The following is a 20,857-nucleotide window of genomic DNA, read 5'->3' on the forward strand; positions in this document are numbered from 1 at the left end:
CGCTGCACAACGCGGCGCCGACCATCGCAATTCTAGCGGGTCGCTCGCCACGATCGCATTTCCGGCTGCATTTCGACCTGCATTCTTCAAGAACGCGCCTGGTCGCTCGCGGCAGCTTGCTCATGCACGCTCGTTGCGGACCAGCCGCCGCCCAGCACCTTGTATAGCGTGACCTGATTCGAGAGCTTCGCGAGCTCGTCGGTGACGAGTTGCTCCTGAGCGGTATAGAGCGTGCGCTGCGCGGTCAGCACGGTCAGGAAGCTGTCGGTACCGGTCTTGTAGCGTGCCTGCGCGAGATCGTAGTAATCCTGCGCCGATTTCACGTAGTCGCGGTCCGCCTCGACCTGATCGACATAGGTCGCGCGCCCCGCCAGTGCGTTCGACACTTCCTTGAATGCCGTCTGGATCGCCTTTTCGTAATCGGCCACGTCGATAACCTTCTCGATCTTCGCAACATCGAGCGACGCCTTGTTGCTGCCGTAATCGAAGATCGGCATCGTGATCGACGGCGCGAACGTCCACGCGCCCGTGCTCGCCTTGAATAGCTGCGAGAGGCTCGTGCTGGCCGTGCCGGCGCTCGCTGTCAGCCCGATCTTGGGAAAGAACGCCGCGCGTGCGGCGCCGATGTTCGCGTTCGCCGCCTTGAGCGTATGCTCCGCCTCGATGATATCGGGCCGCCGCGCGAGCAAATCGGACGGGATGCCCGCATCGACGTCGGCGAACATGGCGTCGCTCTCCAGCAGCGTGGGCTCAGTGGCGAAGTCATCGGGCAACGGACAGCCAATCTCCGCGATCAGATTGTTGCGGTCCTGCGCGACCGCGCGCGTGTACGACGCCACGCTCGCGCGTGCGCTCGCCAGCGAGGTCTGCGCCTCGCGCACGTCCTGAAGCGACGCGCTGCCGATCTTCATCATGCTCATCGTGAGGTCGTAGGTGCTCTGGTCGGCCGCGGCGGTGTCGGTCGAGACCTTCAGCAAAGTCTCGTCGGAGAGCAATTGCAGATAGTCGGTCGCCACATCTGCCACGAGCGAAAGCTGCGTGCTGGTGCGCGAGGCCTGCGTCGACAGATAGTCCTCGAGCGCCTGGCGCTTCAGGCTTCGAATGCGCCCAAAGAAGTCGATTTCCCATGATGTCGTGCCGATCGACACGGTGTTCGAGTGGCTGACCGCGCCATCGGTGCGCGTGTTCGTGAGCGAGCCGCCGGCGTCGATCGTCGGGGCCAGCTCCGCGCGCGGGAGGTCATCAGGATCGGCCGCAAACGCTGGTGCGCCGCTTCGAGCGTAGCCTCGACGAGCCCACGGCCCTGTTCCTGGAGGTCCTTCGCGAATTCGACGATCAGAATCGCGTTCTTCGTTGCGAGGCCGATTGTCGTCAGCAGGCCGACCTTGAAATAGACGTCGTTCGACAGCCCGCGCAAATGCGCGCCCAACAACGCGCCAAGCACGCCGATCGGCACCACGAGAATGACCGCGAGCGGTACCGACCAGCTCTCGTACAGCCCCGCGAGGCACAGGAACACCACGATCAGCGAAATCGCATAGCGCGATCGAGGCGGGCACAATTCGGCCGTGTGACCCAGGCGTCGCGGCTCACCATCTGCTGGCGCTTCTCGAAGCCGAGTTGGTCGAAATCGCGACGCTTGGTTACGAGGTCAAAGTCTCGCGCGCGAAATTGCTGGAGGTCGTGAACCGGGCAGTAGACGTATTTCTCGCGGGCTATGCCGTGGCAGCGCCGCAAGCAAACCGCAAGGGTCCGCAGAACGCAAAATGATCGCGGGCTTCGCGAGCGCAAGCCCGCGTCAGCAAGGCGCGACTTCCGGAATCATCGCAGCCTGCCCATGCAGCACGCCGGCTTCGTCGATCAACTGCCATACAGTCGCGCGCTCGATCCAGAAGCGCTGCCCCGACTTCGTAATGCGGATGCCGCGATAGTCTTTCACGAAGCCTTCGCGCGTCACCGAATCGAGAAATGCCTGCCGCTCGCTACGCTCGGGCGCCTGCGCAGAAAGACGCGAAGGCAACGCCGTGATTTCGCCCCAGTCGTAGCCGAAGATCGCTTGTGCGCGACGATTGCCATACATGAACACGGGGTCCGCCTGCGTGCCGTGCGCAAGCAAGCCGAACGGCGCGCGCTCGTAGAGCCAGGCCGCGCCCTCTGTGTCGCTCATGCCTTCGGGCACGAGCGCAATACCCAACAGGCGGCGATAGCTGTTTGTGAGAAGGCGAAAAAATTCGGTTTCCGTGTTCGGCGCCATTCAGACTGGCTCCTTCGAATCGAGGGGTTGCTTGCGCGCTGCGCAATTCTATCAACCGCGAGTGAAAGCGCGCGCCCAGCCCAGCGGCACATACCGCCGACACAAACGCGATAAAAACGGATACGTGTGCGCGTCAGGCGAGCTGGAATATGACCGATACGCCGGGTGTTCTGTTAGCGGGGCAACATCATTAGTCCGCAAATGGAACCACACTATCTGAACACCGGCGCGTGTATCGGCGCAATTCGCAGACCGGTCAGATCGAGGCACTGGAAAGCGCCAGGAGCTGGGTGTCGCTGCATCCGTCGCTTCACCGTCCCTCGCCTCAACCGTATCTCGCCACGCTGGACAGCTAGTTATTTCGCAAACCTTATTATTTCATGGCTACGCGATTGAAAGGCCATCCAAAATCGCTGCGACGCTGGCTTTCCCTGAGTTGTTCTGGCTGCTGGGTGGCTGCGTGATAACCGGCATTGTGTTTTTTGCGAGCGACGTGCACGCCTCGAATTGCGCGGCACGGGGCGGCGGCACGTCAACACCAGACCCGGACTCTGCGGCCGAGTCCCCCGTGGATGCCGCCCTTCCCTTCATCGCCGAGTTTCATTTCGAAGCGTTTGAAGCGGAGGCCGATCTATAGTTCGCGGCGCCCGCCCGCGCGCAAGGTGTTTGCAACGGCTTACGTATGACGAAAGGCGGCGAAATGCGCTAAAGCTCAAGAAGCGCAGGCTCGAGCCGTAATAAGGAGGTCGGCGCGTCATGCGCCTTGCATTTTCAGCCATTCGACCCCCATGAAACTCAGCCGCAAGATTCCGCTCGCTTTCGCCGCCTCCCTCACCCTCATGTCGGCGGGTGCGTTCTATGGCATCCACACGCTCAACCAGGCCATCGATACCTACCGCACCACCGTGCAGGACGCCGCCGCGAACGAGCGCATGGTGTCGGCCACGCTCGTCGAGTTCAAGCTGCAGGTGCAGGAGTGGAAAGACACACTCCTGCGCGGCAAGGACCCGCAAAAACTCGATCGTTACTGGAGCGCGTTTCAGAAGCGCGAGCGCACCGTGAACGATCTCGCCGCCGCGCTCGAAACGAAACTGCCCGAAGGCGAAGCGCGCACGCTCGTCGCGCAGTTCGCCGAGGCGCACGAGGCGATGGGCCAGGGGTATCGCAAGGGCTTCGAGGCGTTCAAGGCGGCGGCCGCCGATCCCGTTGCGGGCGATACCGTGGTCGCCGGTGTCGACCGCGCGCCAGCCGAACTGCTCGACCGCGCCGCGCAGATCATTGCCTCCACCAACGCGCAAGTGGCCGCACAGGCCGCGGTCCAGGCGGCGCATGCCACCATCGTGAGCGCCGCGCTCATGGTGGTCGCGTTCCTGCTCGCGCTGGCGGGCGGCGTGCTGTTCAGCCGTACGGTAACGAGCCCGCTGGGCCGCGCCGTGGACTTTGCGCGTGAGGTCGCCGACGGCGACCTGTCGACCGATCTGCATGCGCATGGCGACGACGAAACAGCAGAACTGCTCACGGCGCTTGCGAAAATGCAGACGAGCCTCGCGCGCGTCGTGAGCGAGGTCCGCACCAACGCCGAAGGCGTCGCAACGGCGAGCGCGCAGATCGCCGCGGGCAACCAGAATCTGTCCTCGCGCACCGAAGAGCAGGCAGCGTCGCTCGAAGAAACGGCCGCGAGCATGGAAGAGCTTACGTCGATCGTACGCATGAACGCCCAGAATGCAGAGCACGTCAGCTCGCTTGCGGGTACGGCGGCGCAGACCGCGGCGCGCGGCGGCACGGTGATGCGCGGCGTGGTCGGCACGATGCAGTCCATTGCGGACAGCTCGAGCAAGGTCGGCGAGATCATCGGGTTGATCGACGGCATCGCGTTTCAGACCAACATTCTTGCGCTCAACGCCGCCGTCGAAGCGGCGCGTGCGGGCGAGCAAGGCCGCGGTTTCGCCGTTGTCGCCGGCGAAGTCCGCACGCTCGCGCAGCGCAGCGCGAGCGCGGCGCGCGAGATCAAGGCGCTCATCGAACAGTCGAAAGAACACGTCGAAAGCGGATCGTCTCAGGTGGCCAGCGCCGGCCACATCATCGACGAGATCGTCGAAGCCGTGCAGCGAGTTTCCGGCACCGTTCAAGATATTTCGACGGCGTCGCGCGAGCAGTCGACGGGCATCGAGCAGGTGAATATCGCCGTCACGCAAATGGACGAGGTCACGCAGCAGAACGCGGCGCTCGTGGAGGAGGCATCGGCGGCGACGTACGCGCTGGCCGAGCAGGCGCACGCGCTTCGCGAGACCGTGGCCGCGTTCAGGCTAAGGGATGGCGCGATTGCCTGACTCTATGCGACTGCCGCGCCCGCCCTGGGGACATAACCGCCGCGGCATGTCCGGCATCTTGCGGGCCAGGCTGACTCCGGTTGATCGCGAGCGTAATATACGCAAGACTATAGCGAACGCTACATTGACCGCTCATTGAGCAGATGCCGGCCCGGAGACTCATGCATGGATATCGCGACCGCCCCCGCAACACCGCTGGGCAAAGTGCCCCGCTCCAGCTCACGGGCAGCCTCGTGCGCCCGCTGTCCCTCTCGCTAGATGCGCTCAGGCAGTATCCGGCCGTGACGTGCCCGGCGTTCGACCTGCGCTGCTACACGACGCAGCGCTTCATCCGGACGGTCGCGCCTTATCGCGGCGTACGCCTGACGGACCTGCTCGCGCAGGCCGAACTGCGCAACGACGTGGACGGCGACTTCAAGCGCATGATCTTCCTGGCCGTCGGCCATGACGGTTACTTCGTGACGTTCTCGTGGCATGAACTGTTCAATACGCCCGTCGGCGAGCAGGTGATCGTCGCGTACGAATGCGGGGACAAGGCGCTCGACGCGCAGCACGGCGCCCCCGTGCTGTTTTCGGGTGCCGATCTCGTACCCGCGCCGCGCTACGTCAAACGTCTCGCGCGCATCGAGGCTCGCGTGCTCGCGCTCTGAGACCTTTTCCCCGGCTGGCTTGTGCAATGCAGGGCGTCTATGACTGACGCACCCCGCCGCTCGCTTTGTGGCTTTGGCGGCTACTGCCGCCGTGTTCGCGCTCCAATTTCGTGAGGCGTTCCGCCGCACAAAAACTTCGCTCCCATTGCTTGAAAGCAAATCTTACTAAATGTAAACTTGGCGTAAGCTTTGGATTCGGAACCGGTCTTCCCGGGGCTTCTCTCGAACCACGAGTCAAGCCATCGATAATTTAGTCATCCTTTATTTCATTGTCAGGGAGAAGAACGTGAACACGTACATCAACCGACTCAACGCCTCGTTCGCGATTGCCGGCCTCCTCATGATGGCGCCGTTCATGGCCATGGCCCGCTTGCCAGCGCCGACCACCGCCCCGCATGGCGATTCCGTGGTCAAGAAGCGTACGTCGAATCGCGCCGCAGCAGAGGAGCATCGCGCCAACGAATCCGAAGGAAGTGAAACTACTAGTGAGTGATCAACGCTCCTAAGTAAATTTCATCTCACTTCCTCTTTTCTTGAACGCTATTTGGAGCATTCACCATGAAAGCGAAAGTCACGACATTCTTCATTATTGCCGCCCTGCTCGCAACGACAGGCACCGCGTTCGCATCGCAGCCTGAACACCGCCCTGGCAACCCGCCGCCCACGTCGATCGAAAGAGCCAACCGTCCGGTCGGTGCGATTCCGCATCGCGACTGGCATCGCGGCGACCGCCTGCCGCCTGAATATCGTGACCGGATTTTTGTAGTCGAAAACTGGAATCAGCATGGCCTGAAAGCGCCCCCGCGCGGCTACCATTGGGTCGGCGTAGCCGGCGACTACGTGCTCGTTGCCAGCGCGACCGGCGTGATCTCAACCGTGTTGGCCGCCGGTACGCATTGATCATGCCGTTGTTTATCCACGATTTGCCGGCTTTTCGCCGTAACGCGGCCAAGGGCCGGCAACCGGCAGCGACCTGAAATCAAATCGCGCAAATACCCGGCACGGCAATCTTCTGAAAGATATGCGGCGACGCAGTCACCGAGGAAGGATAAGCGGCCAGGCTCGCCCGGAACGCCGGCTGAGAGAATGCCACCCGAAAATGCGCGGTGGATTCCCAGACAGCGTAATTCATATAAGCCGGATGCTCTCCGAGCGCGCGATGGAGTTGGGTTGAAATAAAACCGGGTTGCTGCTTCATGAACGCAGCATCGTCTCTCCAGACCTCGAGAAATTTCGCCTCATCGGCCAGATCCAGTGTGAAGACGTTCACGAGCACAACGGGCTCGGCGTCAATCTCAAGTTGACGTTCGATCGGGCAGGAAGGATCGAGCGGTCGTAGTTGCATGGTGCGCTCCTGGTTCTAAAAGCATGATGTCAACCGGACATGGTCAACTTATAGTAAATTGGCATGATGATGTCAATTTAGAAATATGGTGACATATGCGCGAACCTGCGAGAACACCGGCCGGCGACCTGCTGTCGAGCATCATGCTCGATCTCTTTCGCCTCAATAGCGGACTGCTCACCTCGGGCGACCGCCTGGTCGAGGGCCTCGGGCTCACGAGCGCACGCTGGCAAATGCTCGGCGCCATCAGTGCCGCGCAACGGCCACAGCCAGTGGCCTGGATCGCCCGGGATCTGGGGGCCAATCGGCAAAACGTGCAACGGATCGTGAACGACCTCGCAAACGACGGTCTGGTCCGCTTCGAGGCTAACCCTCACCATCGCCGCGCGCAGCTTGTCGTTTTGACCGACGAGGGCAGGCAAGCCTTCGAAGCGGCCATGCGTCTTCAGGCCCCTTGGGTCAACCGCCTCTCCGATGGCGTGACCATCAATGAAATCAAGACCTTGCACCGCGTCATCAACAAATTGCTGGCGAATCTAGACCACATGGCTGGAGCCGACGAGCCGGCTTGACCGCCCGGCGTCGCTTGCGCATGCAATGTGCTACAGCAAGGCATCGCCCCCATCCGCGAAGCGAGGCCCACGCATGCCGACGATTGCCCTCATTGTCGTGACGGTCGCGGTGACGCTCGTCGTCATCCTGGTGATCGCAAACCTCACGAGCGGCGAAAAGAAGATCGAGCACAAGATCGAACGGCTTTACGCGAGCGACAGTCCGCAGTTCATCCGCTCGATGGGGCTCCTGCTCGGGCCGCCCGTCGTGGGAGGCAACCGCTTCGAGGCGCTCGTGAACGGCGACGAGATCTTTCCGTCGATGCTGGAGGGCATGCGCTCCGCGCAGCACACGATCACCTTCGAGACCTTCATTTACTGGTCCGGGGCGATTGGCGAGGAATTCGCACGCGCGCTGGCCGACAAGGCGCGCGCGGGTATCGCCGTGCATGTGCTGCTCGACTGGGTCGGCTCGTCGAAGATGGACAAGCGCTATCAACGGATGCTGCGCGAGGCGGGCGCCCAGCTCGTGCTGTATCACAAGCCGCACTGGACGGGTCTTGGCCGCATGAATGACCGCACGCACCGCAAGCTGCTCGTGATCGACGGACGCATCGGATTCACGGGCGGCGTCGGTATCGCCGACGAATGGACCGGCCATGCGCAGGACGAAAAGCATTGGCGCGATACGCACTTTCGCGTTGAAGGCCCGGCGGTCGGACAGATGCAGGCGGTCTTCATGGACAACTGGGTCAAGTCGACGGGCAATGTGTTGCACGGCCCGCAATACTTTCCCGAGATCGACGCCGCGGGCAACGGCCTCGCGCACGTGTTCAGCAGTTCGCCCTCGGGCGGCAGCGACGACATGGAGCTGATGTACCTCATGGCGATCACCGCCGCGGCGCGCTCGATCCACCTGTCGACGGCGTACTTCGTGCCGGACAAGCTGACGATCAACGCGATCGTCGAGGCGGCGAAGCGTGGCGTGAGGGTGCGCATCATCACGCCCGGCAAGCGCATCGACACCCACACGGTGCGCGAGGCGTCGCGCGCGTGCTGGGGCGATCTGCTCGCGGCAGGCGTGGAGATGTACGAGTATCAGCCGACGATGTTCCACTGCAAGCTGATCGTCGTCGACGAGTATCTGGTGTCGGTCGGCTCGACCAACTTCGACAGCCGCTCGTTCAAGCTCAACGACGAAGCCAATCTCAACATCTACGACCGCGATTTCGCGCGCCAGCAGACGGCCATTTTCGATGCCGACGTCGCCCTGGCGAAACGCATCACGCTTGAAGACTGGCGCCGCCGTTCGCTCCACGAAAAGCTGCTCGAACACGCGGCCGCCCTCCTCGATTCGCAGCTGTGACGCGTCGATGATGTCTGCGACGCCTGCGCGAGCGCCGCGTTGCCAATCGACAACGAAGCGAAGATCGCCGACAATCGGTGCCCGACATTGGGCAGTCAACAAAGCAATCAGAAAAAGGGACCGCAATCCATGCTGTACATCGAGGATCTGGCCAATCCGCCAGAGGGGTTTCTGCGCGACGAGCCGGAGGGGGCGGAGTTTTACCAAGCCTTTCAGACGGCCCGGCTGGATGATTTCAGCTTCGGTTATTTCGCCGTGTACCGGGACAGCGCGCTCGTTACCGTGGCGCCCTACTTCGTGATGGATTTCCGGCTCAACACCCTGCTTCCGAGCGGCTGGCTGAAGCGCAGCTTGAGCTGGATCCGCTTCAAGCTGGCCTGCATCGGGCATCCGACCGTCGATGCCGGCCGCATCCAGGGCGAAGTCTCGCAGGAGACGCTCGCGCTCATCAGCGCGGCGCTTGCGAAGAAAGGGAGCCTGCTCGCGTACAAGGGTTTCGCCGAGGATTTGCCGCTGCGCGGCTTCGTGGCAGCAAAAGGCCTGCCCGTGCCCGTGCTGTCGATCGGCCCGGACTACTACCAGGCCATGAAGAGCGACCGCAGGAACCTGCTCAAGCGCAAACTGAAGAAAGCCGCCGCACTGCGCTATGAAGAGTGCGCGGGCCTGCCCGATCACCTCGTCGCCCGTGTGTATGCGCTCTATCTGAACACCTGGCAAAAAGCCGAGTTGAAGTTCGAGAAGCTCACGCCGGAGTATTTCGCCAATACCCGCAGCCTTAGCCATTATCTGCTGTACTTTCTGGACGACGAGTTGATTGGCTTCACCCAGTTGATCGGCAAGGGACGGCACCTCGTCAACCGTTATATCGGGCTCGACTACGAAAAGAGCCAGGAATACGGCTTGTACTTCGCCATGTTCATTCGCACGGTCGAATTCGGCATTCGCGAAGGCTTTGAGGAAATCGAGCTGGGCGCGACTTCCTATGAGTTCAAGCGCATTCTGGGCGCCCGCCAGATTCCCACCTGGAATCACTACCGGCACAACAACGCGCTGGTGAACTGGCTGCTCGGCAAGCTGCGCAGCGTGCTGGAACCGTCGGAGTCCGAACTGCGTTAGCGCAGTGGCTCGGCGCGCCCCAATGCCGGCAACACGCGTTACAGGCGATAATGTGCCAGGCGCAATCGACTTGAGAAACGGAGTAAGAATGAGCAAGCAAGGCTTCACCACTGGCATCGTTCACGGCGACAGGATCGCGGGCACCGAGCACGGCGGCGTGCGCCAGCCGATTCATACGTCCGTGCAATATGGTTTCGAGCGCGTCGAGGACCTGATCGGCGTGTTTCAGGGCACGAAGAAAGGCGGTTTCAACTACGCGCGGCAAGGCACCCCCACGACGGCCGCGCTCGAGCGCAAGATCACGAGCCTGGAAGGCGGTACCGGCACGGTCTGCTTCAGCACCGGCATGGCCGCGATCACGGCGACCTTCCTCACGCTGCTGCGCGCGGGCGATCATCTCGTGTCGAGCCGTTATGTGTTCGGCAACACCAACAGCCTGTTCGGCACGTTGCGCACGCTCGGCGTGGAAATCACGACCGTCGACGCCTGCGACGCCGAGAACGTGAAGAACGCCATCCAGCCAAATACGCGCATGGTGTTCGTCGAAACCATCGCGAATCCGGGCACGCAGATTCCCGACCTGCAAGGCATCGGCGAACTGTGCCGCGAGCGCGGCATTGCCTACGTGGTCGACAACACGATTACGTCGCCCGCCTTGTTCCAGCCGAAGGCGGTCGGCGCGAGCCTCGTCATCAACTCGTTGACGAAGACCATCGCGGGCCATGGCGCCGCGCTTGGCGGCGCGGTGACCGACACGGGCCTGTTCGACTGGAGCGCGTACCCGAATATTGCCGACGACTACCGGCGTTCGGCGGCGAAAGATCAGGGGCTCTTGCAGATCCGCAAGAAGGGACTGCGGGACATGGGCGCATCATTGTCGTCCGAGCAGGCGCACGCCATCGCAATGGGCGCGGAAACGCTCGCCCTGCGCGTGAGGCAAAGCAGCGACAATGCGCTCGCACTCGCGCAGTTTCTCGAAAGCCACGCCGCCATTGGCAAGGTGTTCTATCCGGGCTTGAAGAGCCATCCGCAATACGAGGTCGCACAGGCACTGTTCAAGGGCGCGTCATGGCTGCTCTCGTTCGAATTACTCAACGCGGAGCGCATGATCGACGTCGTCAATGCGCTCGAACTGCCGATCAAGGCGACCGGTCTCGGCGACACGCGCACGCTCATCATTCCCGTCGCGCCGACGATCTTTTTCGAAGCCGGCGCGGAAACGCGCAAGGCAATGGGCATTTCCGACGGCATGCTGCGGCTTTCGGCGGGCATCGAGGATATCGACGACCTGATCGCGGACTTCTCGCAAGCGCTCAAGCTGGCGGCATAACGCCAGGAGCGTAGATGTCGTGAACGGGGCCAGCACTTGCTGGCCCCGCGCGTTTGCAGCGCTTACGGATTGAAACGTTTTGCCTCGTCGCGCCAGTAGTGCTGCTGCTGCCAGCCGAGCAGCCGTTTGAGCTTCTCGTTGCTGAGCAGCGTCTCGAACTCGCCGAGGGCCTTCTTGACCGGCACGCCCGGATAGTAGCGATCCAGCAGCGTCTGGGTCGGCAAGTCGGACGACACGTCATCCGCCGCGACGTTCATGATCTCGAAGCCGAGCCCGTCCGTTTCGATGGCGAGGCGGCACGCGTTGGCGAGGTCTCGCCCGTCGATATAGCTCCACGCAATGCGCTTGCGCAGCGCGGGGTCCTTGAGCCACGTGGAGAACTTCGCGTAGTCCTCGGGATCGAGCACATTGCCGATGCGAAAGCAGTAGATGTCCGACCCGGTGCGCGCCTGAAATGCCTTCGCGGTCACTTCGTTGACCACTTTCGAGGTCGCGTAGCTGTCCATCGGATCCACCGGATAGTTCTCGTCGAGCGGAAAGTACGCGGGATCGCGATGCCGGTGGGCGAACACCACGCCGTACGTCGTCTCGCTCGAGGCCACGATCACCTTGCGGACCCCCAGCTTCGCAGCGGCGTCGAGAATGTTATAGGTCCCCATCACATTGATCCGGTAAACCTCGTTATCGGTCGTCAACATGATGCGGGGAATCGCCGCGAAGTGAACGATCGCGTCGATCGGTTTCGGCTCCAGGTCGTCGGCGAATTCCACCGGCGCCGTGGTCGATGCGATCGCATTGAAAACCTGGCCCGCGTCGGTGATGTCCGTGATCAGCGTGCGCGCGATGCGCTTCGGCATGGGCACACGGTCCAGATTCAACACCTCGTAGCCGTGCGCTACCAGGTTCTCGACCACCCATTTGCCGGCAAGGCCGCTGCCGCCGGTCACCATGACTCGCTTTGTCATCTGTCTCTCTCCTGTTCGTCGCGTCAATCCAGCCTCTGCAAACGCGCACGTTACCGCAAACATTGGCCGGCTGTAACGACCACCGCTCCCTTTCCAGCCGGATGGACTGTCTGCGCAGCGCGGAGCCAATTTGCCCTGCCCCGCGACTGTAAGCGAGGCGTCCAGCGCGTGAGCGTCGTTCGTCCTTAAAGGTCTTCACGCGCCCGATTGCGCGGGCGCAGCCACCGCAGTCTGCCGATTGAACCGCTCCGCCAGAAAATCGATAAACGCACGCGCACGCGCCGATTGATTGCGCTTGTTCGGGTAATACACGAACAAATCGGCAAGCGGCTGCACGAACTCAGGCAGCACGACGCGCAACCGCCCGCTCTCCAGATACTTCGCCAGGTCCCACTCCGAGCGAAGCAGAATGCCGTGCCCGTCGAGCGCCCAGCCGAGCACGATATCGCCGTCGTTGCTCGACAGCATGCCGTGCACCTTCACCGAATGCGCCTCGCCACCGCGCGCGAGGCGCCATATACCGTAGGCATTGTCGTTCTGTCGATGCACGATGCACTGATGATTGGCGAGATCGGCAAGCGTTGCGGGCGTGCCCTGCATCTCCAGATAGCGCGGCGACGCGCACAGCAAGCGGCGGTTCGTCATGATGCGCCGCGCAATGAGCCGCTTGTCGGGCAACTCGCCAAAACGGATCGCCAGATCCACGCCGCTTTCGACGAGGTCGATCGGCCGGTCGGTGACATCGAGCTGCACTTCGACATGCGGATGCCGCCTCGCAAACTCCGAAACGAGCGGCGCGATCGTCGTGCGCCCAAAGCCGAGCGTCGCGTTCACACGCAGCAAGCCGCGCGTCACGGAGCGGCTCGACGACACCACGTCTTCCATTTCCTTCACTTCGGCGAGAATGCGCGTCGCGTAGTGCAGAAAGGTCTCGCCTTCGGCGGTCAGGCTCACGCTACGGGTGGTCCGGTTGACGAGCCGCACACCCAGGCGCGCCTCGAGCTGCGCGAGCCGTTTGGTCGCCGCCGGCGGCGTGATGTCCATGTCCCGCGCGACGCTCGAAAGGCTTCCATAGCGCCCGAGCAGGACGAAAAACTCCAAGTAGGAGGTCAGATCATTCTTCACCGCAGGTTAATAAAGATGTGAAAACAAGTGAATCATAGTACCGATCCGGGCGCATAACCTAGCGTCTCCCACAGCCAGCTAACCGCGAACGACCACGCGAACGACCGCGCATGCTGGCCGTGCCACCAGGAGACACCCCCGTGAGAATCGTTGAAATCCGCGAAAAAACCGTTCCGATCAGTTCCTCGATCCGCAACGCCTACATCGACTTCAGCAAGATGACGCTCAGTCTCGTCGCCGTGGTCACCGACGTGATCCGCGACGGCAAGCCCGTCATCGGCTATGGCTTCAACTCGAATGGCCGCTATGGCCAGGGCACGCTGATGAGCGAGCGCTTCATCCCCCGCATTCTCGAAGCCGATCCCGCGTCGCTCGTGAACGACGCGGGCGACAACCTCGACCCGCACAAGATCTGGGCCACGATGTTCACCAACGAAAAGCCGGGTGGTCACGGCGAGCGCTCGGTTGCGATCGGCACGATCGACATGGCGGTGTGGGACGTCGTGGCGAAGATCGAAGGCAAGCCGCTCTTCCAGCTGCTCGCCGAGCGCTACGGCAACGGCCAGCCCAACCGCAAGATCTTCGTGTATGCGGCGGGCGGCTACTACTACCCGGGCCAGGACCACAACAAGCTCAAAGACGAAATGCGCAGCTATATCGACCGCGGCTACACGGTCGTGAAGAAGAAGATTGGCGGCGCGTCGCTCGACGAGGACCTGCGCCGCATCGATTCGATCCTGAGCGTGCTGGGCGACGGCCAGAAGCTTGCCGTCGACGCCAACGGCCGTTTCGATCTGGACACCGCGATCCAGTACGCGAAAGCGCTCCCGCAATACGACCTGTTCTGGTACGAGGAGCCGGGCGACCCGCTCGACTTCGAATTGCAGGCAGCGCTGCGCAACTACTACGACAAGCCGATGGCGACCGGCGAGGATCTGTTCTCGATGCAGGACGCGCGCAACCTCATCCGCTACGGCGGCATGCGAGCCGACCGCGACTGGCTGCAGTTCGACTGCGCGTTGAGCTATGGCCTCGTCGAATATCTGCGCACGCTGGAGATGCTGCATCAGCACGGCTGGTCCGCGACCCGCTGCATTCCGCACGGCGGCCATCAGATGTCGCTCAACATCGCTGCGGGCCTCGGGCTTGGCGGCAACGAGTCATACCCCGATCTGTTCCAGCCTTATGGCGGCTTCCCCGATGGCGTGAAGGTCGACAACGGCTACATCACCATGCCCGACCTGCCCGGCATCGGCTTTGAGGGCAAAGCCGATCTGTTTGAGCAAATGCAGAAGCTCGCGGCTTGACGCCCAAGCGAAGAGAAGCGAACAGAAAAGCGCGACCGAAAACACAATCGCCGCACGCATGGCGGTTGGCGGTCGCCCGGATTCATCTGGATGGCGCCATGCTCAGGAGACAGACATGCGGCCCCCGAAACTCAAAAAGTATCTTTCGAAGCTCTGCATACAAGTCTTGATCGGTATTGTGGCGGGTATTCTCGTCGGCCACTTCTATCCGGATATCGGAGCCGATCTCAAACCGCTTGGCGACCTCTTCATCAAGCTGATCCGCATGGCGCTCGCGCCGATCATCTTCGCTTCGGTCGTCGTGGGCATTGCCCGAATGAACGATCTGCACGAAGCGGGCCGCGTAGGCGTGAAGGCGCTGCTCTACTTCGAAGTGGCTTCGACCATCGCGCTTCTCGTGGGCCTCGTCGTCGTGAACGTGATCAAGCCAGGCAGCGGCATGAACATCGATCCGGCGCACCTCGACAGCTCGGCTATCGCCAGCTACGCGCACGCGGCCCACGACCACACGGCGCTCGGGTTCCTCATGAGCATCGTGCCGAACAGCATCGTCGGCGCGTTTGCGAACGGCGAAATTCTGCCGATTATTTTTTTCTCGGTGCTGTTCGCCATTGCACTGGCGAAGCTCGGCCCGCGCACCGCACCCCTCGTCGATATGCTCGACATGTTTTTGCAGGGCATGTTCGGCGTCGTGCGTATCGTCATGTACGTCGCGCCCGTGGGCGCGTTTGGCGGCATGGCGTTCACCATCGCGAAGTACGGACTCGGCACGCTGGCGTCATTTGGCGAGTTGATGCTTTGTCTGTACGTGACGTCGATCTTCTTCGTCGTGGTCGTGCTCGGGCTCGTCATGCGCGTTTGCGGTTTTTCGCTATACCGCGCGACCACGATCGTCGCCACGCCGTTACCAATCAGATTCGTCACCGCGCGAGCTTCATTCAGAAAGCGATCCACGCCCAGCAGCAGCACGAGCCCGGAAACCGGTATCTTATGCATCGAAGCAAGCGTCAGCCGTCGACATGCCTTTGCCGTGTGGCGAGACTGTTACCGGTACTCGGGGTGGTTAGTTGAGGGGGCTCGCTTCGATCTTCGATTAAAGAACTCTCGTACCGCGCCGATATGCATGCCAAGCCGTGCTCGTTTGACCGGCAGCCCATCCGTTGACAGAGAATCGAAGAAAAAGATGCGAAACAGAATACCCCGCCTGCTCGTCGGCACTGCCCTCACATCCGCGGCGCTGTTGTCAGGATGCGTCCAGTTCGTGCCGGTCAAGGATATGGCCAACGACAAGCCCGGCTATCTCGCGGCGCACTTTGCGGTGGACTCCTTGCCCACGAGCGTTCGCGAAAAGATGCCGGCACCGGGCACGCACATGCTGCCCTTCAAGGTCTTGACGGTGCTTGGCAAGGTAACGGGCCACGTTGGCACAGCGGGAATCGAGCGCGACTTCAAAACCGTGCTGATCAACGCGCAAGATACGGGCATGGTCCAGCAGGTATTTGAAAGCTCGGCGAATGGTGTGCCCGCCGCCGCAACGTTCAGCCTCTCTTACCTCAACATTTACAGCCTGAAAGAGGAAACGGCGAACTACGCGCAGACGGCGGCGTTCATCCCCTTCGTCGCGCACGACGCCGACAACAGCCAGTTCGCTTTCAACGTGCCGCAGGAGAACGAAACCTATACCACGACGTTCGAGTTCGGCACGACGGTCCAGATCGTCAACTTCCGGGCGCTCACATGGACCTGCCATACAAGCCGCTACTATCCGGCTTCCCAGTTCAACGCCGCGCTCACCGGCAAAGCGATCGACCTGGACTGCGAGCAGACGAAAGATGGCATCGTCCAGAACAAGACGCGTCGAACGTATCTGACTCAATACGGCATCGGCCTGACCCGCTCGGTCGCAACCACTTCCGGAAAACTGGACTGGACCTATAGCGGCTTCGACAAGGACGGGCAGCAAACGGTGACGCCTCGCGGCCAGGCGGCGATCGAAAAACCGATTTGAGGTCGAGGCCGTGACGGGGCGCGCAGGTCGGCGCCTCCCTTTTGTCACGAACCTCGTTTGTTCGAAACGAGCAGGTCGGCAATCGCACCCGAGAGCGGTAACCCCGGGTGCTTTTCCAGCCAGAAGAATTCGCCGACCGGGTTGACCTCCAGAAAGCAGTGACGGCCGTCGGGGGTGAGGATGAAATCCGCGGCGCCGTAGTTGAGGCCCAGAGCGTGCATGAGCTTCAGCAGCCCATTCTCGACCTCGGGCGGCAATGAGTACGGCTCCCACGCTTCGAGCAGCCCAAGGCCGTCACGGCGCCAGTCGACGCTCGATTTTTCGGCCCGTTGGGAATCGATCGACGCGGTGAATATCCGGTTTCCCACGATCGTCGTCCTGAGTTCCAGCGCCTTGGGCACCTGCTCCTGAAAGATGGCCGGGCAATACCGAAGGTCATCGAGGCGCTCGAGGTCTTTGTCATGAACCGTGTTGGTAAAGACCACTCTCTGGTCGCACTGCTCGTAGATGGCAAACGATGACAGCGTCTTCATGATCATCCCTTGCTTGCATTCGCGTGCGAAACTGCGCACCGCTTCTGGCGCATTGGTGATCAAGGTGCGTGGAATCGTGAGCCCGACTTCTCTCGCGATCTTGAGCTGAAGCTGCTTGTTTTCCGCGCGGCGCAGGCGGTGCACGGGATCGAGATGAAACGCATCGAGGCTGGCAATCATGCCGTGCAGCGTGGCGCGCGATTGATCGACTGCAGCCCGCCTGAGCTGCCGGTCCATCGTCTCAGGAATGCACTGACCGATGGCGATCCGCCGATACCAGACGGCGGACACCGTGCCCAGGTCCAGCTCGTAGTCCTCACACGCAATAACCTGCCGCTCCTCGTCGCCGCTGTAATGGCCGGAATGCTGAATATCGGTGGGAAATCGGTTGGTATCGAACCGGTAAGCCATGCCGCCCTGTGCCGCGACAGCATTCATGACCAGCGGGATACTCTCGTTGTCGTTGCTGTGGGTGATGATCAGTACCACCGGCCGTGGGTGCCGTTCGGACATGGTTGCGCTCCTTTACTGAAGGCGCGCGGCGGGATAGCACCTTGCCGCGCGCTCGACTCCGGTCCAGGCATTGCCCCCTGATGATGCACAGGCATACTAAATAGAAGCATTTTCGCCGTCCGAGGGATACGCCATGGTCGTCACCGGCGAGGACGGAATGCCGGGCATCTGTCCCATAGGGAACCCCATGTGCCGGAGCATTCCCAGGAAGTCGGGCAATTCGCCGGCCGGCATGCCTTCCTGGTCGGACGGCGCCATCATCGTCACGACCGCACCGCCGCGTATGGCCTGCATCTCCGCTGTCGTGAGATTCCTGGAAAACTGGCCTTCCAGAAAATGCGAAAAAAACGGTACGGGTTCCTGAGTTTCAATCTTGACGTTAGACATGATGCTTACCTCGCGGGAAGTGTGGGGCCATTGATAACCACTACGGCGGCATAGGCCGCCGCCACTTCCTGCAACCGCCGTGCCAGCGATGTCCGCGCTTCACTGCGGCGCGCAACGGCCTGTCGTGGCGGAGCATTCATGTCGAATCAAGGCTGGAATCGTTTGCTCGAAGCCAACGCGCAGGCACGCAAAGGTGGCCATTGGCCAACAGCAGGGCCAACAGCAGGGCCAACAGCCAGCTACACTACGGGCGCAGAGACCATTGAAACGCCTGCAAGATAACTGCGCAAATCACAGGAGGAGCACGTAAATGACGCTTTCAAAGAGAAAATTTGGTCGTACCGGCTGGGATGTGTCCGAAATCGGGTTTGGTGCATGGGCAATCGGCGGCTCGTGGGGCAGCGTTGGCGAAGACGACGCCAAAGCCGCGCTGAACGCTGCGCTCGATAACGGCGTCACGTTCATCGACACCGCCGACGTCTACGGCGACGGCCGCTCGGAGCGCATTATCCGGGACGTGTTGCGCCAACGCGGCGGCGAGCGTCCCATCGTGGCCACCAAGCTCGGACGCCGGCTCGACCCGCATGTGACCAGCGGCTATCTGAACACGCGCGAACTCGAAGGCTTCATCGACCGGAGTCTCTCGAACCTCGGCGTGGACACGCTCGACCTCGTGCAACTGCACTGCCCGCCGACGGAGGTCTATTACCGCCCGGAGGTGTTCGACGCGATGGACGCCTTTGTCGCCGCCGGCAAAATCCGCTTTTACGGCGTTTCGGTCGAAAAGGTGGAGGAAGCGCTGAAGGCGATCGAATATCCCAATGTGGTTTCGGTGCAGATCATCTACAACATGTTCCGTCAACGTCCTGCCGACCTGTTTTTCCGGGAGGCGCTAAGGAAAACCGTTGCGGTCATTGCGCGAGTGCCGCTCGCGAGCGGCATGCTCACCGGTAAATTGTCCGCGGATTCCGTTTTTGCGGCAGACGACCACCGTGCGTTCAACCGTCATGGCGAGGCATTCGACGTCGGCGAAACGTTCTCGGGCGTGCCGTACGACGTTGCCTTGAAGGCGGTCGACGAACTGCGCGGCCTGGTACCCGTTGACGCGTCGATGGCACAACTCGCCCTGCGCTGGATACTCATGGAAGACGCCGTTTCCGTCATCATTCCGGGCAGCAAGAACGCGGCCCAGGCGGCGTCGAATGTTTCGGCGGCGAGCCTCGCGCCGCTGTCCGATGCGGCGATGCAACGCGTGCGCGACGTTTACGAACAATATATTGCGCCGCACGTCCACCAGCGCTGGTGAAAGCCCCTGCTGTCGATGCCGCCGGAATTTCTGCGCGCGCTTACTCCATTTTGTTCCGCTTTGCCCCGATTGTTCGGCTGATCCTGCCAGTCAATTCGCGCCCCGCCGCTTTATCGCGGCGGCGCGGACCTTTAGATTCCTACTCGTCGCCGGCCGATGGCTTCGTGCAAGTCGAGACGCCGGTTCTATTCGATGCTGCGACTTACGGTAAGGAGAACATGATGGGTAAACTTGCAGGCAAGGTGGCGGTTGTCACGGGCGCGTCGAAAGGCATTGGCGCCGCGATCGCCAAGGCCCTCGCGGCCGAAGGCGCTTCGGTGGTCGTGAACTACGCGAGCAGCAAGTCGGGCGCCGATGCGGTGGTGAGCGCGATTACGGCGGCCGGCGGCAAGGCGGTTTCCGTCGGCGGCGACGTGTCGAAGGCGTCGGACGCACAAGGCATCATCGGCACCGCCGTCGAAACTTACGGTCGCCTCGACATCCTCGTCAACAACTCTGGCGTCTATGAGTTCGCGCCTATCGAAGAGTTTACGGAGGCGCAATACCGCAAGCAGTTCGACACGAACGTGCTCGGCGTGCTGCTCACTACGCAGGCGGCCGTGAAGCATCTTGGCGCGGGCGCAAGCATCATCAACGTGAGTTCGGTCGTGACGACGATCACGCCGCCGACGACCGCTGTCTATAGCGGCACGAAGGGCGCCGTGGATGCGATCACCGGCGTGCTCGCACGCGAACTGGGACCGCGCAAGATCCGCGTGAATACGATCAATCCTGGCGTAATCGAGACAGAAGGCGCACACACGGCTGGCGTCATCGGCTCGGAGTTCGAAAGCCACGCGGTCAGCCAGACGCCGCTCGGACGGGTAGGCCAGCCGGACGATATCGCCTCGGCCGTGGTGTTCCTCGCATCGGACGATGCGAAATGGTTGACGGGCGAGCATATCGTCGCTAGCGGGGGCATGCGCTAAAGCGGGTGGGTGAAACTGGCTGGCGCGAAAAAACGCGTGCGTGCTAATCTCCCAAAGATCGGTCGGGTCGCCCAGGCGGCGGCACGACCGGCAACGCTTCGGAAAGAGGAGTTTGGCCAAGCCGCCTCATGCGAGTTTCCGACCTTGTAGACAGCCGCACGATCCTGCGCAGCCGGCGGCGCTGGCTGTATTTCGGCGTGTTCTGGCTGGGCGCCATCGCGACGGGGCTCGTCGCGGTCATGTACGCGCGGCTCATCGACTTCGGTTACGCGCTCTTTGTGCAGATGACCGCCCATTACCGGTGGCTGCCGCTTCTCGTCACGCCGGCCATCGCCGCGTTCAGCGTCTGGGCCACGCGCCGCTGGTTTCCGGGTTCGGAGGGCAGCGGCATCCCGCAGGTCATCGCCACACTGCACGACGTGCGCAAATTCGGCCCGCGCCTGCTCACGCTGCGCATCCTGATCGGCAAGATCGCCCTGTCGTTCCTCGCGATCCTCGGTGGATTCACGATTGGCCGCGAAGGGCCGACCATCCACGTGGGCGCCGCGCTGATGTACAGCCTGCGGCGTTTCTACCCGGCGCGGCTGCGCAGCATGTACGGCGTCGGCCTCGAATACAAGCTCGCCCTCGCGGGCGCCGCCGCGGGCCTTTCTGCCGCGTTCAATGCGCCGCTCGCGGGCGTGGTCTTCGCCATCGAGGAACTCACGCGCAGCTTCGAGGCGCGAACGAGCGGCGTGATCATCACCGCGATCATTTTTTCGGGCGTCGTCTCCCTCGCGCTGCAAGGCAACTATGTGTATTTC

20 protein-coding genes and 4 pseudogenes are annotated in these 20,857 nt (G+C 62.1%); 15 read left to right on the forward strand and 9 right to left on the reverse strand.

The window, feature by feature from the left end; all coding sequences use genetic code 11:
• Positions 1-86: 86 nt before the first annotated feature.
• Positions 87-1,238 (reverse strand): annotated as a pseudogene (locus tag M3I54_RS30510) (efflux transporter outer membrane subunit); the annotation flags it as partial.
• Positions 1,229-1,540: pseudogene (locus M3I54_RS30515) on the reverse strand (efflux RND transporter permease subunit); the annotation flags it as partial. The pseudogenes M3I54_RS30515 and M3I54_RS30510, both read right to left, overlap by 10 nt.
• A gap of 59 nt (positions 1,541-1,599) precedes the next feature.
• Here M3I54_RS30515 and M3I54_RS45415 point away from each other — a divergent pair.
• Positions 1,600-1,770 (forward strand): hypothetical protein, encoded by a 171-nt coding sequence (locus tag M3I54_RS45415; protein WP_375542241.1) that lies wholly within the window; start codon positions 1,600-1,602, stop codon positions 1,768-1,770.
• A gap of 28 nt (positions 1,771-1,798) precedes the next feature.
• Here the strand turns inward: M3I54_RS45415 and M3I54_RS30520 are convergent, their stop codons facing one another.
• Positions 1,799-2,254, reverse strand: coding sequence for an MEKHLA domain-containing protein (locus tag M3I54_RS30520; protein WP_254342647.1), 456 nt, complete (start codon positions 2,252-2,254; stop codon positions 1,799-1,801).
• 436 nt (positions 2,255-2,690) lie between these two features.
• On the opposite strand from M3I54_RS30520, the gene M3I54_RS30525 reads away from it, so the two are divergent.
• The 5 genes from M3I54_RS30525 (at position 2,691) to M3I54_RS30545 (ending at position 6,134) form a co-directional block, all read left to right on the forward strand.
• Positions 2,691-2,891: a hypothetical protein gene (locus M3I54_RS30525; protein ID WP_254342649.1), complete on the forward strand. Its 201-nt coding sequence runs from the start codon at positions 2,691-2,693 to the stop codon at positions 2,889-2,891.
• A 151-nt stretch (positions 2,892-3,042) separates the two neighbouring features.
• Positions 3,043-4,584: a methyl-accepting chemotaxis protein gene (locus tag M3I54_RS30530; RefSeq protein WP_254342651.1), complete on the forward strand. Its 1,542-nt coding sequence runs from the start codon at positions 3,043-3,045 to the stop codon at positions 4,582-4,584.
• Between the two features lie 161 nt (positions 4,585-4,745).
• Positions 4,746-5,234 (forward strand): molybdopterin-dependent oxidoreductase, encoded by a 489-nt coding sequence (locus tag M3I54_RS30535; RefSeq protein WP_254342653.1) that lies wholly within the window; start codon positions 4,746-4,748, stop codon positions 5,232-5,234.
• 286 nt (positions 5,235-5,520) lie between these two features.
• Positions 5,521-5,727, forward strand: coding sequence for a hypothetical protein (locus tag M3I54_RS30540; RefSeq protein ID WP_254342655.1), 207 nt, complete (start codon positions 5,521-5,523; stop codon positions 5,725-5,727).
• A gap of 65 nt (positions 5,728-5,792) precedes the next feature.
• Positions 5,793-6,134, forward strand: a complete 342-nt coding sequence (locus tag M3I54_RS30545; protein ID WP_254342657.1) for an RcnB family protein — start codon at positions 5,793-5,795, stop codon at positions 6,132-6,134.
• 79 nt (positions 6,135-6,213) lie between these two features.
• On the opposite strand, the gene M3I54_RS30550 is transcribed toward M3I54_RS30545, so the two are convergent.
• Positions 6,214-6,579, reverse strand: coding sequence for an antibiotic biosynthesis monooxygenase (locus tag M3I54_RS30550; protein ID WP_254342659.1), 366 nt, complete (start codon positions 6,577-6,579; stop codon positions 6,214-6,216).
• A gap of 95 nt (positions 6,580-6,674) precedes the next feature.
• Between M3I54_RS30550 and M3I54_RS30555 the strand changes: the two genes are divergently transcribed.
• The 4 genes from M3I54_RS30555 to M3I54_RS30570 all read left to right on the forward strand — a co-directional run bounded on the left by M3I54_RS30555 (position 6,675) and on the right by M3I54_RS30570 (position 10,942).
• Entirely contained in the window at positions 6,675-7,151 is a 477-nt protein-coding gene (locus M3I54_RS30555; protein WP_254342661.1) for a MarR family winged helix-turn-helix transcriptional regulator, read from the forward strand.
• Between the two features lie 73 nt (positions 7,152-7,224).
• Entirely contained in the window at positions 7,225-8,496 is a 1,272-nt protein-coding gene (gene cls / locus M3I54_RS30560; RefSeq protein ID WP_254342663.1) for a cardiolipin synthase, read from the forward strand.
• Positions 8,497-8,625: 129 nt separating this feature from the next.
• Positions 8,626-9,612 (forward strand): GNAT family N-acetyltransferase, encoded by a 987-nt coding sequence (locus tag M3I54_RS30565; protein WP_254342665.1) that lies wholly within the window; start codon positions 8,626-8,628, stop codon positions 9,610-9,612.
• 88 nt (positions 9,613-9,700) lie between these two features.
• Entirely contained in the window at positions 9,701-10,942 is a 1,242-nt protein-coding gene (locus M3I54_RS30570) for a cystathionine gamma-synthase family protein (protein WP_254342667.1), read from the forward strand.
• A gap of 62 nt (positions 10,943-11,004) precedes the next feature.
• Here the strand turns inward: M3I54_RS30570 and M3I54_RS30575 are convergent, their stop codons facing one another.
• Together M3I54_RS30575 and M3I54_RS30580 are read right to left on the reverse strand one after the other, a co-directional pair.
• The gene (locus M3I54_RS30575; protein WP_254342669.1) at positions 11,005-11,907 is read right to left on the reverse strand and encodes an NAD(P)-dependent oxidoreductase; all 903 of its coding nucleotides are present in this window, start codon (positions 11,905-11,907) and stop codon (positions 11,005-11,007) included.
• A gap of 195 nt (positions 11,908-12,102) precedes the next feature.
• Entirely contained in the window at positions 12,103-13,032 is a 930-nt protein-coding gene (locus M3I54_RS30580) for a LysR substrate-binding domain-containing protein (RefSeq protein ID WP_254342677.1), read from the reverse strand.
• A 140-nt stretch (positions 13,033-13,172) separates the two neighbouring features.
• On the opposite strand from M3I54_RS30580, the gene M3I54_RS30585 reads away from it, so the two are divergent.
• Complete coding sequence (locus M3I54_RS30585; RefSeq protein ID WP_309249652.1) at positions 13,173-14,339, forward strand: mandelate racemase/muconate lactonizing enzyme family protein; 1,167 nt, start codon at positions 13,173-13,175, stop codon at positions 14,337-14,339.
• A 115-nt stretch (positions 14,340-14,454) separates the two neighbouring features.
• Positions 14,455-15,267 (forward strand): annotated as a pseudogene (locus M3I54_RS30590) (cation:dicarboxylate symporter family transporter); the annotation flags it as partial.
• Between the two features lie 8 nt (positions 15,268-15,275).
• Here M3I54_RS30590 and M3I54_RS45420 read toward each other — a convergent pair.
• The 3 genes and pseudogenes from M3I54_RS45420 to M3I54_RS30605 all read right to left on the reverse strand — a co-directional run.
• Positions 15,276-15,335 (reverse strand): annotated as a pseudogene (locus tag M3I54_RS45420) (hypothetical protein); the annotation flags it as partial.
• Positions 15,336-16,391: 1,056 nt separating this feature from the next.
• Complete coding sequence (locus M3I54_RS30600) at positions 16,392-17,393, reverse strand: MvdC/MvdD family ATP grasp protein (RefSeq protein WP_254342687.1); 1,002 nt, start codon at positions 17,391-17,393, stop codon at positions 16,392-16,394.
• A 96-nt stretch (positions 17,394-17,489) separates the two neighbouring features.
• Complete coding sequence (locus M3I54_RS30605; RefSeq protein WP_254342689.1) at positions 17,490-17,780, reverse strand: microviridin/marinostatin family tricyclic proteinase inhibitor; 291 nt, start codon at positions 17,778-17,780, stop codon at positions 17,490-17,492.
• A gap of 310 nt (positions 17,781-18,090) precedes the next feature.
• On the opposite strand from M3I54_RS30605, the gene M3I54_RS30610 reads away from it, so the two are divergent.
• The 3 genes from M3I54_RS30610 to M3I54_RS30620 all read left to right on the forward strand — a co-directional run.
• The gene (locus M3I54_RS30610) at positions 18,091-19,086 is read left to right on the forward strand and encodes an aldo/keto reductase (protein WP_254342692.1); all 996 of its coding nucleotides are present in this window, start codon (positions 18,091-18,093) and stop codon (positions 19,084-19,086) included.
• A 221-nt stretch (positions 19,087-19,307) separates the two neighbouring features.
• A complete protein-coding gene (locus M3I54_RS30615; protein WP_254342698.1) occupies positions 19,308-20,054 on the forward strand; it encodes a glucose 1-dehydrogenase in 747 nt (248 codons plus the stop codon).
• Positions 20,055-20,182: 128 nt separating this feature from the next.
• The coding region (locus M3I54_RS30620; RefSeq protein ID WP_254342693.1) for a chloride channel protein at positions 20,183-20,857 on the forward strand (675 nt) is incomplete at its 3' end.

Source organism: Paraburkholderia sp. CNPSo 3274, assembly GCF_024206475.1.
In the GTDB taxonomy this organism is placed as follows: Bacteria; Pseudomonadota; Gammaproteobacteria; order Burkholderiales; family Burkholderiaceae; genus Paraburkholderia.